The sequence below is a fragment of the Ruminococcus sp. CAG:379 genome (genome assembly GCF_000434255.1).
Classification (GTDB): domain Bacteria; phylum Bacillota; class Clostridia; order Oscillospirales; family Ruminococcaceae; genus Ruminococcus_F; species Ruminococcus_F champanellensis.
Genome location: NZ_FR894897.1, coordinates 1 through 14,221, shown reverse-complemented (window position 1 = coordinate 14,221; position 14,221 = coordinate 1). Strand labels below are relative to the sequence as shown.

The 14,221-nt window shown below is 52.2% G+C and carries 7 protein-coding genes; 5 read left to right on the top strand and 2 right to left on the bottom strand.

Annotated features, from left to right (window positions below; genetic code table 11):
- The first annotated feature begins 73 nt into the window (after window positions 1-73).
- Together QVO51_RS06460 and QVO51_RS06455 are read left to right on the top strand one after the other, a co-directional pair.
- Window positions 74-829: a hypothetical protein gene (locus tag QVO51_RS06460; protein WP_022357713.1), complete on the top strand. Its 756-nt coding sequence runs from the start codon at window positions 74-76 to the stop codon at window positions 827-829.
- Window positions 830-1,008: 179 nt separating this feature from the next.
- The gene (locus QVO51_RS06455; protein WP_022357712.1) at window positions 1,009-2,862 is read left to right on the top strand and encodes a protein kinase domain-containing protein; all 1,854 of its coding nucleotides are present in this window, start codon (window positions 1,009-1,011) and stop codon (window positions 2,860-2,862) included.
- A 55-nt stretch (window positions 2,863-2,917) separates the two neighbouring features.
- Here QVO51_RS06455 and QVO51_RS06450 read toward each other — a convergent pair whose 3' ends face one another.
- Window positions 2,918-4,249 (bottom strand): sodium-dependent transporter, encoded by a 1,332-nt coding sequence (locus QVO51_RS06450; RefSeq protein WP_022357711.1) that lies wholly within the window; start codon window positions 4,247-4,249, stop codon window positions 2,918-2,920.
- A 288-nt stretch (window positions 4,250-4,537) separates the two neighbouring features.
- Here QVO51_RS06450 and QVO51_RS06445 point away from each other — a divergent pair, with 288 nt between their 5' ends.
- The gene (locus tag QVO51_RS06445; RefSeq protein WP_369677904.1) at window positions 4,538-6,820 is read left to right on the top strand and encodes an ATP-dependent helicase; all 2,283 of its coding nucleotides are present in this window, start codon (window positions 4,538-4,540) and stop codon (window positions 6,818-6,820) included.
- A gap of 68 nt (window positions 6,821-6,888) precedes the next feature.
- Here the strand turns inward: QVO51_RS06445 and QVO51_RS06440 are convergent, their stop codons facing one another.
- A complete protein-coding gene (locus QVO51_RS06440) occupies window positions 6,889-7,680 on the bottom strand; it encodes a helix-turn-helix transcriptional regulator (protein ID WP_022357709.1) in 792 nt (263 codons plus the stop codon).
- Between the two features lie 203 nt (window positions 7,681-7,883).
- Between QVO51_RS06440 and QVO51_RS06435 the strand changes: the two genes are divergently transcribed.
- Both QVO51_RS06435 and QVO51_RS06430 read left to right on the top strand, forming a co-directional pair.
- Window positions 7,884-11,690, top strand: coding sequence for an endo-1,4-beta-xylanase (locus QVO51_RS06435; protein WP_022357708.1), 3,807 nt, complete (start codon window positions 7,884-7,886; stop codon window positions 11,688-11,690).
- Between the two features lie 292 nt (window positions 11,691-11,982).
- Window positions 11,983-14,184, top strand: coding sequence for a glycoside hydrolase family 9 protein (locus tag QVO51_RS06430; protein WP_022357707.1), 2,202 nt, complete (start codon window positions 11,983-11,985; stop codon window positions 14,182-14,184).
- Window positions 14,185-14,221 lie beyond the last annotated feature (37 nt).

The window sequence follows — 14,221 nt, the reverse complement described above, 5'->3', positions numbered from 1 at the left end:
GGCAGGATTGGCATTTTGCTGGCGGCACAGGAAATGCTGGATCGGGGACTGATTCTGAAGTAGGAGAAGAATGATGAAAAAGGATGCAAAAACCAACCCGGAGGAAACGAAGGAATCTAAAAAGCGACCGGAGGGATCGGAGCAGCTGGTGGAGCAGATTCACCGGAAACGGCGGCGTTCCCTGAAATTCTGGCTCACCGGAGCGTTGGTACTGCTGATCGCAGTGGGAATTCTTGTGGGCGTACTGGTGCTGCGGCACAGGAGAAATGACGGGGTCCGGTATGCAGCGCTGCTGTCGGAGCGACTGGGAGCATCCCTTTCCGATGCCCAATCCCATGCGGATGTATCCTTGTATACCACCCCTGCCTGCGGGTACTTAACGGATGTGGGTAAGTACAATGCGTTAATGGAAAGCGAGAAGCGTGTTTCCGTGTGCGGTATTCAGATCCCCCAGTGGGCGATCTTCTGTACCTCTGATGCCACCGGCAGGCTTTCCACCGTCCGGTACTGCAATTACACAGTGCTGGAGGACAGCATTCTGGGGCAGAAAAAGTCCGGGTATATTCTGCTGACGGATCTGGTGAAGGGTACCTCCAAGGCGGAAATGCTGAACGTACTGGGGCTGGATCCCTACACCATCACCTACCGGATGGATGCCAGTGCTGCTGAATACTGCTTCCGTTACTGCTACAGGGACGGAGACAGCAAGGATATGCTCTGTTATCAGATCCGGGTACAGGTACAGGACGATCAGGTGCTTGCAGTTTCGGACGAAAGGGTGAATGTTTTAACAGATTTGCTTGCCTTCGAGAAAGAGGTTACAAAATAGGAGCATGATCCGGTTGGGAATATTGAGAAACGATAAAAAAGATTACAGAATAAATACAATTATCCCCGCTGTGCCGGTTTGCGGCGCTGAAAATTTGACATTCCCCGGCATAACTGATACAATGAACAATGTGATCGTATGGATGAATTGCAAGAACCACTGTAAAGGAGAATCGGAACATGTCTGAGAACAGATTGTGCTATGGATGCATGGAAGTGAAAGGAGAACAGGCTGTCTGTCCCCACTGCGGCTATCAGGACGGCACACCGTATCTGCCGGATTACATTGCGCCTGGCACCATGCTGCGGGAGCGTTATCTGATCGGCGTACTGCTGGGGCATAACGGAGAGGGCGCTACCTATCTGGCTTACGATACCGTCATCTGCTGCAAGGTTCTGATTCGTGAATATATGCCCATCGGGCTTTGTACCCGGATCAAGGGCAAACCGATCATCAGTGTGAATTATAATAACCTTGCCCAGTACAAGGCACTGATGGCGGAGTATACGGAGTTGAACAAGACGCTTGCCCGTATGCGCAATCTGAGTCATATCAATCCCACTCTGGATTTGTTTGCAGAGAATAATACCACCTACACCGTGTTTGAATACACGGAGGGCGTGAAGCTGCTGGATTTCCTCAAGGACAATGCAGGAGAGTTGAGCTGGAATCAGGCGAAAAAAATGTTCCCGCCTTTGTTCACCACCCTGAGCCTGGTACATAACGCAGGCATTGTGCATCGGGGCATCAGTCCGGAAACCATTTATGTCACTGAGAAAGGCAATCTGCAGCTTTCTGCGTTCTGTATCTCCTCTGTGCGCACCGCCAATACCGAGTTGAAGACGGAGCTGTTTCCTGGCTATGCGGCACCGGAGCAGTACAGTGCCAGCGGCAGGCAGGGGACATGGACGGATGTATACGGCATCTGTGCGGTGCTGTACCGGATCCTGACCGGTTGCATGCCTACGGAGGCTCCCAGTCGGCTAGACAATGACAATCTTTGCGCTCCCCATGAGCTGAGCGGCAGCATTCCGGTGCATGTGTCCAAAGCCATTATGGATGGTCTGGCGCTGAACAGCGATGAGCGTACCCAGACCATTACTGAGCTTGTGACCCGGCTGTTTGAGGAGACGGAGGAGGAAACTGCCCAGCGTACCGCCGTGACACCGCCTCCCGTTCCCAAATATGAGCCGCAGCCGGAGCCGGAATATGAGGACGAAGAAGTATACGAAGACTATGAGGATTACGAGGATCTGAAGGATGGCAAATCTGCGGTCAGTGCCTTTGATAAGGTGAAGGTACCTATGATCATCGGGATTCTGCTGATTACAGTGATTCTGATTGTTGCCCTGGTACTGGCAAAGGTGTTCCGGGACAGTGATTCCCAGGTGATTTCCCAGAACAGCGGCACAAGCAGTTCTCTGAGTGATATTGTCACCGTTACCACAGAGGCTGTGACTGCCACCAAGGAGTATGACTCTGTGATGATCAATGTAGTGGGTATGGATTACAAGGCAAAGAAGGCAGATTTGGCAGAGTGGATCGAGCTGAACTGCATTGCGGAGGAGTACAGCGATGAGTATCCGGCAGGGCAGATCATCTGGCAGTCCGTAAAGGAAGGGGAGGACTTCAAGAGCGGCGATACCCTGGACGTAAAGGTAAGTCTTGGGCCGTCCAAGGTGAAGGTGCCGGAGTTCAAGGGTGTTACCCTTTCCGCTTACATTGCGGAGATCGAAAAGATCGGTATCAAGAATCATACCTCCACACCGGCTGTCAACTACAATTACGCCACCGGCGCAGTGATCAAGACCAGTGTAGAACCTGGTGAAACCATTGACCTGACCACGGATTACAAGTTTGTGATTACCTATGCGGACAATCCGGCAGTGACCACTACAGCGCCGCCGGCTGCTACCACTGCACCGACAGCGGAAACCACCGTTGCACCGCCGCCTGCGTCCCAGCCCGCACAACCCGGCAGCAATCCGGGAGATGGGGGACAGGATTTGCCCGGCATTGAAGAGGCGGATTGATTCTGAACAAAATCACAGTAAGAGCACTGATCTTCGGATCGGCGCTCTTTTTGCGTCAGAACAGGGAAACGAAAAAGATCACAAGGATCATAGCCGGTGCCATCCATCTGAGGATCCACAGGAGGATCCTGGGAAAGCGTACCGGGTAGGTGTCGTTTGAGGAAACCTCCTGCAGTAGCTTCGGGAAGCCCCAGATCCGGCTTGCCAGGATGCACAGGAAAAAGCCGCCGATGGGCATCAGCACATTGTCCGACAGGAATACCATCAGATCAAACAAGGACATGCCGAACAGGGTAAAGTCGCTCCATACTCCCATGGAAAGGGAATTTGCCACGCCGATGAGGGCAAAGCACAGAGTGGCAAGACCGGAAGCGGAGATCCGGTGCCAATGCAGACGATCAATAAAAAAGGCGGCGATGCTTTCCAACAGGGAAATGGCGGAGGTGACGGCGGCGATGAACACCAGAGCGAAAAATGCAATGGCAAGCCACCTGCCCCCGGTCATGTGGTCAAACACATAGGGCAGGGAACGAAACAGCAGTCCCGATCCGGCAGAAGGCTCCAGCCCAAAGGAGAAGACGCAGGGAAGAATGGCGATGCCTGCAAGCAGGGCGATGATGAGATCAAACAAGGGGATCATGACTGCATTTTTTTGCAGATTCGCCTGCTTGTCCAGATAACTGCCGTAGGTGATGAGAGTCCCCATGCCGATGCTGAGACTGAAAAATACCTGCCCCATTGCCCGCACCAGAATCGTACCGAGGTCAGAAAAGCTTTGAATGTGGGAAAAGTCCGGCAGAAACAGAAATCGCAGTCCCTGTGCGGCACCGGGCAGAGTCAGGGCATAGCCGCCGATGCCGATCAGGGTGATCAGCAGCACCGGCAGAAAGATTTTGCTGATCCGTTCAATGCCCTTGGACACGCCGAATGCTACGATCCCAAAGCAGCATGCGGCAAACAACAGATGCCACAGCACCGGCTCCAGAGGCTTGGTGATAAAGCCGGTGTAATAGGTATCCGCATCCCCAAGGCTGCTGTGCTGGAGATAGGCAAACAGATATTTCAGTACCCAGCCGCCGATGACGCTGTAATAGGACAGGATCACAAAGGCGCCTACTACCCCTGCCGCCCCTACAAAGCCCCAGCGTGGGTGGATGGCTTTGCAGGCATCAACGGCATTGAGCCTGGTGGCACGCCCCACAGCCATTTCTGTCAGCAGCAGAGGCGCACCCAGCAGGATCAGCAGGATCAGATAGAGGATCAGAAAGACGGCACCTCCGTTGCTGCCTGCAATATATGGAAACTTCCAGAGATTTCCTAATCCGATGGCTGAGCCGGCTGCGGCAAGCAGAAAGCCCACATTTGAGGACCATTGTTCACGTTTCATAGGTTGTTGAGACTCCTTTTCTGTGATGCCGCAGGAAGGCAGATGAGATGCTCTGCTGCATTCTGCGTGGTATGCAGATAGTATGTGAAAAAAGTTGAGGAATTATAAACAAAAATCAAAATGGGGCTTTTCACGGTCAGCAAAATGTGCTATAATTAAAGGCATGCATTGAGAGGAGAAGACTCAAGGCAGTTTTTGAGAGTTTTGAGGAGTTGTTTGATATCTATGAGATCCTATGATGAACTAAAGCGGTCAGCATTGGAGCGTTTTTTCGGAAAGATGAACCCAATGCAGCAGGAAGCGGTTTTTGCAGTCAACGGACCGGTTCTGGTGCTTGCGGGGGCAGGCAGCGGCAAAACAACCGTTATTGTCAACCGAATCGCCAATATGGTTTACTTCGGAAATGCCTATCACGAAAGTGGGCGGACGGTTTCTCAGGAGGATCTGGATTTTTTACAAGGCTATGTGGATGGTAGGGAAACAGATATTGACCGGCTGCGGGATGTGATTGCATCTGCACCTATCCGGCCATGGAATATTCTTGCCATCACCTTTACAAATAAGGCGGCAGGGGAACTGAAATCCCGGTTGGAAGCTATGCTTGGGGAGCAGGGGCGGGATGTACATGCGGCGACCTTTCATTCTGCATGCGTGCGGATTCTGCGGCAGGAGATCGAACGGCTGGGGTATGACCGAAGCTTTACCATTTACGATTCTGACGACAGCCAGCGTATCATCAAGGGCTGCCTGTCCGATATGAATATATCCGAAAAGCAGTTCCCCCCCAAGTCCATTCTGGGGGAGATCAGTCGTGCCAAGGACAAGCTCCTGGATCCCGACCAGCTGGAGGCACAGGCATCCGGGGATTACCGGCGGCTTGCCATTGCGAAGATCTACCGGGAGTATCAGAACCGATTGAAGAAATCTAATGCGGTGGATTTTGATGATATCATCCGGCTTACCGTGCAGATCTTTTCAGAATTCCCGGATGCACTGGAAAAGTACCGCAGTAAGTATAAGTATATTCTGGTGGATGAGTATCAGGACACCAACCAGGCGCAATTCCGGCTGGTGAGCCTGCTGTCCGCTGCCCATCAGAACCTGTGCGTGGTGGGAGATGATGACCAGAGCATCTACAAATTCCGGGGTGCTACCATTGAAAATATCCTGAATTTTGAGGAGCAGTTTACCGGCAGTAAGGTGATCCGGCTGGAGCAGAACTACCGTTCCACCGGTACGATCCTGGATGCGGCAAACTCGGTGATCCGGCACAACCGTTCCCGGAAGGAAAAGAAGCTGTGGACCCAGTGGGACAAGGGCAGCAAGATCTACTGGTACCGTGCCATGAACGAAATGGACGAGGCGAAATTTGTGGCACAGACCATTCTGGAGCATGTGCAGCAGGGGAGTACCTACAGCAGCCATGCGGTGCTGTACCGGATGAATGCCCAGTCCAATATGCTGGAGCGTGCCTTTGTGCAGAGCGGTGTGCCTTACCGGGTATACGGGGGGATGCGGTTCTTTGACCGGAAGGAAATCAAGGATATTACCGCATATTTAAGCGTCATTGACAACAGCAATGATATGCTCCGGTTCCGCCGGATCATCAACGAGCCCAAGCGGGGCATCGGGGACGCTACTCTGTCCATGCTGGACGATATCACACGGGATCTGGGGCTGTCCCCCATGGAGGTGTTGCGGAACGCAGGGGATTATCCGGTTCTGTCGAAAAAAGCAGCAAGCCTGCGCAGTGTGGCGAAAATGTTTGATGCTTTGACGGAAGCAGCGGAGACGCTGCCTCTGGATGAATTCTTTGATCTGCTGCTGGAGAAAACCGGCTATAAGGCAATGCTGACCGCTATGGGGGATGAAGGCGTTACCAAGCTGGAAAACGTAGAGGAGTTGAAATCCACTCTGCTGACCTATATGGAAGGGGCAGAGGAGCCTACGCTCAGCGGCTTTTTGGAGGAAATCTCCCTGTATACGGATCAGGATCGGAACGAGGAAGCGGACGATGCGGTGACTCTGATGACCATCCACTCTGCCAAGGGTCTGGAGTATGATACCGTGTTCCTGATCGGTATGGAGGATGGGATCTTCCCCGGCGTGCGAAGCATGGAAAGCGAAGAATCCCTGGAGGAGGAACGACGGCTGGCGTATGTTGCCATCACCCGTGCCAAGCGGCAGCTGTATCTGGTCAGTGCGGCGCAGCGTATGCTGTTCGGTACCACCAACCGGAATCTCACCTCCCGGTTTCTCAAGGAGATTGACCCGGAATTGATCGAAAAGCACGACAATACGGTTTCCGCACGGCATGTGAAGGAACCGGCGGTCACTGTCGTGCATTCTATTTCCCTGCAGCAACAGCTTGCCAAGCAAAAATCCCAGGCAGGCACCGGAGAGCAGAGCGTCCATTATGCCCAGGGGGATCGGATCCACCACAACATTTTCGGGGATGGTACGATTTTGGCCGTGCGGGAAATGGCTAACGATGCCCTGCTGGAGATCGAGTTCGACAAGGTGGGTAAGAAAAAGCTGATGGCGAATTTCGCCAAGATCAAAAAACTATAAGTAAGGGCAGGCTTATCAAAAGCCTGCCCTTTTATAGGCAACACCGCACAAAGATTGTGTGGTGTTGCCTATATTTTTTTTCGGAATTGGGATGGTGTGCTGCCGGTCTGCTCTTTGAACTGGCGGATGAAGTAGGATGCGCTGGCATAACCGCACATTTCCGCAACCTTTTCAATGGGGATCTCGGGATTTTTCAGCAGCTCCGTTGCAAACTGAATCCGGCTGGTGATGATATCCTGGGTGACGCTTGTGCCAAAGGTTTCCGAGTACAGATGCTGGAACCGGGAACGGCTCAGCGACAGATCCGCTGCCATGTCATCAATGTTCCAGGTGTAGCCCTGCCGCCGGAAGATGCACTCCCGGATCCACATGAGCCGCTCACCGTAATTTGATTCAAAAAAGACCGAAACCGGTGTCAGACTTTCCAGTTGTTCATGGAGCTTGTTGAGCAGAATGTGAAAATAGGCGTTTACCGTATCCACCCGGTGGGTGTGTGCGGAGTAAAACTCGTGACACATGGTGCGCATCAGCATGGACAGCCCGGTGATATCCCCCAGGCAAACAGGCTTGTTCAGAGGAATTTCATAGTGCTTGATCAGTGCCTGTTCCTGTTCATCCGGACCGAAATGCATCCAGTCGTCGATGTATTCTCCATGCTTCGGATCTGTCCGGTAAAACTGTGGATATTCCGATGTATATAAAATGTAGGAGCCTGCGGTTGCGTGGATCTCCTCTCCTTCGATCTGAAAGATTGCTGGTGTTTTGATCAGAAGCAGGAGCCAGTCTCCCGCACCCTGGGGTCGCTCAATATTAAAATCCAGTCCGTGACGGTGGTGATATCCCAGTTCATCCATTCGCATGTTGATCCCTCCCTGTTGTCTTCATATCATAACGCAATGTTTACACTTTGTCAATATCGTATTGTATTTTATAGTGTTAGCACAAAACTGAAATGATTATAGCATAAATCTTCATTGACGGCAGGCAATACATTTGGTATAATCAATAAAAAAGATCACATATCAGAAAAGATATTGTCGAACTTCACGGGGGAGGAATATGAATGAACGTAAAAAAATTTGCCGCTGGCATGACTGCAATGCTCTGCTGCGCAGGGGTTCTGTCCTATCTGCCACCTATGCCGGCAAAGACCTATGCCACAGAGTTGGTTAGCAATGACTTTGAGGCCAACTATGAGGGCTGGTACGGCAATGCGGATGCTGTCAAACTGACTGCCAAGTATGGTGTTGGCGTGGATGGCTCCCGGGGTATGCTGGTAACCGGCAGAACCAGTCTGTCAGACGGCGCAAGCTCTTCCAAGGGTCTGTACCTGGAGGGCGGCAAGGACTACAACTACAGCGTGGAGGTTTACAGTCCCACGGATGAGGTGTTCCACTTGTCCTTGCTTTGCCTGGATGAGGAAACCGATGAGCAGACCATCGTGGAGCTGGATTCCAAGGCGGTGAAGGCAGGGGAGTGGACTACTTTGTCCGCCCACTACAAGGCACCGGAGAACAGCTATGAATTCCGGCTGACTATTACCACCGAAAGCACCAATGACTTTGCATTTGACAATGTAAAGGTCACCGGCAAAAAGAATAACCAGACCGTGTATGCAGCAACTGCTGAAAAGGGTCTGAAGGACGAGTTTGCGGATTACTTCCGGGTGGGCAATATTCTCAACGGTGGAACTATTCGGAATTCTGCGATCACAGCAAATATCATCAAGGATTACAACAGCATCGAGTGCGAAAACGAAACAAAGCCGGATGCTACCATGGTACAGTCCCAGTCCAGCGGTACAAATGTAGCTGTCTCTCTCAACAGCTGTGCAGCCATTATGGACTTCTGTGTGAAAAATCAGATCGGCATGCGTGGACACACGCTGGTATGGCACAGCCAGAGCCCGGAGTGGGTGTTCAAGGAGGGCTTCAATGCGTCCGGTGCTTATGTCAATTCTGCAACTATGGATGCCCGGATGGAAAGCTACATCAAGAATCTATTCAATGCCATCAAGACCCAGTATCCGGGTCTGAATCTGTATGCATATGACGTGGCGAATGAGTGCGTCAGCGATGATTCTAATCGTACTGCTAATTACGGCGGTGCAAGAGAGCCTGGCTACGGCAACGGTAAGTCTCCCTGGGTACAGATTTATGGAAGCAACAGCTTTGTAGAAAAAGCCTTTACCTACGCAAGAAAGTATGCGCCGGAGGGCTGTGATCTGTACTACAATGATTATAACGAGTACTGGGATCACAAGCGTGACTGCATTTACAATATGTGCAAGTCCCTGTATGAAAAGGGCTTGCTGGACGGCGTAGGCATGCAGTCCCACATCAATGCAGATGCCAGCGGCTTTTCCGGTACAGCCAACTACATTACTGCTATGAAAAAGTATTTGTCCATCGGTTGTGATGTACAGATCACGGAGCTGGATATCTCCACCGAAAAAGGCAAGTTTACTGCCCAGCAGCAGGCGGACAAATACAAGGCGGTTTTCCAGGCGGCTATGGACTGGAACAAGAATCCTTCCTCCGACGGTAGAGTGACCGCAGTGTGCATCTGGGGGCCCAATGATGCAAATACCTGGATCAAATCTGAAAACACGCCCCTGCTTTATGATACCAACAACCAGCCTAAGTTAGCTTACACCACTCTGACCTCCATGATCCCCAAGTCTGAATGGGGGGATGGCACCAAGTATACCGGCGAGGTAAAGCCGGTGGAGCCGGATGCGAACGGCTGGTACTTCCACAGCACCTTTGAGGGCGATCTCGATAGCTGGGAAGGCAGAGGTGCCGCAGAGGTTATGACCAGCGGACGGACTGCCTATGCTGGCGGCGAGGCATTGCTGGTGCAGAGTAGAACGGCAGCATGGAACGGCGCAAGCCGTACGCTGAATACTCGTGCATTCCAGCCAGGCAATGCATACAGCTTCAGCGCAAATGTCATGTACTTTGACGGCGACGATACGGACACCTTCTTTATGAAGTTACAGTATACGGATGCTAACGGAGATACCCAGTATTCCACCGTTGCAGAGGGGCACGCCATCAAGGGACAGTGGATTCAGCTGAGCAACACCAATTACACGATCCCGGCGGATGCCTCCAATTTGCAGCTGTATATCGAAACAGCGGAAACCTCCAATAACTTCTATGTGGATGAAGCAATCGGCGCAGTGGCAGGCACTGTGATCGAGGGTGCCGGGGAAGGCAAAACCGTGATCCGGGGGGATCTGAATTTTGACGGCAGAATCGATGGTGCAGATCTGGCTCTGGAAAGACGGGGACTCATCAAGGGCTTTACAGACAATTATGCAAAGCTTGCAGCAGACGTGAACCAGGATGGTGATGTCACTGTGGCTGACGCAGTACTGATCCAGAGCTTCCTGATCGGCAAGATCAAGGAATTCCCCATTGAAACCAAGCCCATTGATACAGTCGCTATGGAGCAGCTGTTCGCAGGGGTAACTCCTGCAACCAGCTTCAAGAAGGATGGGGAGAACAATCCCCTCTTTACCCAGCGGTTCGGTGCAGATCCTGGCTGGATGGAATACAACGGTCGGATCTACGTTTACACCACCAATGATGCCTTTGAGTATGATTCCAACGGCAATATGAAGGAAAACAGCTATGACGTAGGCACCATTAACTGCCTGTCTTCTTCTGATCTGGTAAACTGGACGGACCACGGTGCGATCCCGGTTGCCGGAAGAAACGGTAGAACCACCAATGGCGCTGCCAAGTGGGCATCCTGCTCCTGGGCGCCGGATGCGTGCCACAAGACCATCAACGGCAAGGAAAAGTTCTTCCTCTACTTTGCGAATAATGGTTCCGGCATCGGTGTTCTGACTGCGGATTCTCCTACGGGTCCCTGGACGGATCCCATTGGCAAGGAACTGATCTCCAGAAGCACACCCAACTGCGGCAATATAACCTGGCTCTTTGATCCGGGCGTATACTATGACGAGGAAACCGGCAAGGGCTATCTGGCATTCGGCGGCGGCGTTCCGGAGGGGAAATCCGCTGATCCCGGCACGGCACGAATCGTGGAGCTTGGCTCGGATATGACCTCCATTGTGGGCACGCCAACTACTTTGAATCCTCCCTATCTGTTTGAGGATTCCAGTCTCATTAAGATCAACGGCACATGGGTTTACTCCTTCTGCCACAACTGGAGCGTGCCTGCCGGTCAGAAGTTCAACAGCGCAGACATCGGCTACATGACCGCAACCAATCCCCTTGGACCGTACACCTACCAGGGTCCTGTATTCCGGAATACTTTCGCACAGGGTCTGGACAACAACGGCAATAACCACCACTCCATCATCGAGTTCAAGGGTAAGTATTATGTACTCTACCACACACGTCAGTTGGAGATCCGCATGGGTGTCAATGGCGGCAAGGGCTACAATTACCGTTCGCCTTCTATTAGTGAGGCAACTGTAAACGGTACCTCCATCACTTGTACAGGGTCTCATACAGGCGTAAAGCAGATAGAATCTCTGAACCCCTACGCAACGGTTCAGGCTGAGACCATGTCCAACCAGTCCCAGGGCATCGCCGTAAACGGCTTGTCCGATACCACAGTGACCGGAACCAAGGGCAGCTGGACAAAGGTATCCGGCGTGAACTTCTCCAACGGCGCAAAGACTCTGACTGTAAAGGCATGCTCCAAATCCGGCGCAGTCATCAAGGTTTGCACAGGCGGAACAAACGGCGATGTGGTCACCTATGCAGAGATCAAGGCTGGCAGTACGCCGGAGGAGATCACCGTTCCTGTTGTGAACAGCGTCAGCGGAAACAAGGATCTGTATTTTGTATTCAGCGGCGATGTTACCTTCGACAGCTGGAGCTTCTCATAATTTTTAAGTGACACCGTACAGTTTGTGCGGCAGATGTAACAAGGAGTTTTCCGTCATATCACACAGAAATCCAGAGCAATACGCTGGTATTTCGGTTTCGTTTCTGTGCAATCTGACGAAAAAACTGTTGGTATGTCTGCCGCACAATCTTTATGCGGTGTTGCCCTTGACAAAGGCGGAATTATGCGGTAAAGTTATACTATAGTATTATGTATAAATGCAGGTGCGCATCTGAAGCCCTTTGGGTGAATCGGCGGAGCATTGCCTGTATGCAAATGAAGGGGAGGATTTTATGAATTTGAAGGCAAAACGGCTTGCTGCTTTGCTGACCACCGGTGCAATCTGCGGTACCATCGTTGCTGCACCCAAGTCTGCACTGCCGCAGATCCAGGTGGCTTCTGCTGCCAACACATATAATTATGTGGAGGCGATGCAGAAATCCCTGTTTTTCTACCAGGTGCAGCAGTCCGGCCCTCTGGCGGACTGGAATGAGGTTTCCTGGCGTGCGGACTGTATGATGAACGACTATGTGACAGGCGGCTGGTTTGATGCCGGCGACCACATCAAGTTTGCGTTGACCAATGCATATTCCTCTGCCATGCTGGCATGGGGCTTGCTGGAGTATGAGCAGGGTTTGAAGGATGCGGGATTGTTGGACATGTACCGCAAGAACCTGCAGTTTTCCCTGGACTTCCTGGTAGGCTGTGATCTGGGTGACGAGGTCGTATACCAGATCGGCGAGATCGGCTTTGACCACAAGTGGTGGGGCTCCGCAGAGGTCTATATGAGAAAGTACGAGTTGATGCAGGGGGAGACCGAGCGTCCTTACTACACCACCAAGGACAGTAATGTAACTGGCGAAATGGCAGCAGCTCTGGCAGCCGGCTACCTGGTGTTCAAGGATTCTGATCCGGCGCTGGCAAAGACCTATCTGGAGCATGCGGAAAACTGCTTCAAGATCGCTGATACCACCCGTGATCACAAGAACACCCCCGCCTCCGATGCAATGTACCCCTCCAGTCACTTCTATGATGAACTTTTCTGGGCAGCAAACTGGATGTACAAGGCAACCGGTGAGCAGAAGTATCTGGATCTTTGCGAATCTGACTATATCCCGAATCTGGGTAAGGAAGACCAGTCCACAGAAATGAAGTACACCTGGGGCATGTGCTGGGACGATGTGCAGCAGGGCGGTACGCTGCTGTATGCACTGAATACCGGTGATGCCACCTGGAAGGAACAGTTCCGGAAGCATCTGGAATACTGGACCACCGGCTATGGCGGCAAGCAGATCAATCACACACCGGACGGGCTTGCGTGGCTCACCAACTGGGGCTCCCTCCGTCACGCTACCACCACTGCTTTCATGGCATATGTGGCTGCGGATGAGCTGTTCAGCGGCACGGCGGATGCAGACAAGTACACCCAGTTTGCAGATACGCAGATGAACTACTGCTTTGGCGGCAATGACAGTAAGTTCAGCTATGTGATTGGTATGGGGGATACCTATCCGAAGGCTTGGCACCACAGAACCTCCAGCGGTGTGTGGGATGACCAGTGGACCATGCTGGGTGAGGAAAAGGAATATGCGCATGTGCTGTACGGCGCCCTGGTGGGTGGTCCCGGTCAGTCCGGCGCCTTCAATGACAAGGTGAACAGCTATGAGAACACAGAGGTTGCCATTGACTACAACGCCGGCTATACCGCTGCACTCTGTGCAATGATCCAGAAGTATGGCGGCGAGCAGCTGACCAATTTCCCGCCGGAGGAAACACCCAAGTGGGATGAATTCTTCATTGAAGCAGCAGTTAACCAGAGCAGTGAGAGCTACACAGAGGTCAAGGTTCTGGCTACCAATCATTCCGCATGGCCGGCTCGTCTGATCAAGAATCTGTCCTACCGGTACTACTTTGATATCTCAGAGATTCTGGCAGCTGGTCTGACTGTGGATGATATTACTGTCCGCATCGGTTACGATGAGTACAGCACCACCCAGATCTCCAATCCCATCCAGTATGATGGCAATGTATACTATGTTGAGATCACTTATCCGGACGGCACAGTGATCTGCCCCTCCGGTCAGTCCGAGCATCAGGCAGAGTTACAGTTCCGGATTTCCGTTCCGGATGCTTCCAAGTGCTGGGATGCTACCAACGACTACTCCTTTGAAGGCCTGGGCAAGTCCGGCAACGAATGCGTCAAGACAGAGCGGATTACCATGTATGATTCCGGCAAGCTGATCTATGGCGTAGAGCCGGACGGCACCACACCGGATGATAACCCGGTTGTGACCACCACCTCTGAGGAGGATGTGCTGCTTGGAGATGTGGACTGCAATGGGAAGGTAAATGTGCAGGATTACGTTCTGCTTAAGCAGTTTATGGTCAAGAAGGCAGAGATTACCGCAAAGGGCGGCGTGAATGCAGATATGAACCAGGACAGAGCACTGACCGTCAGCGACTGTGTACTGCTTGCACGGAAGCTGCTTTCCTAAGAAAATCAGCAGGAATTACCCGATGTATATACATCGG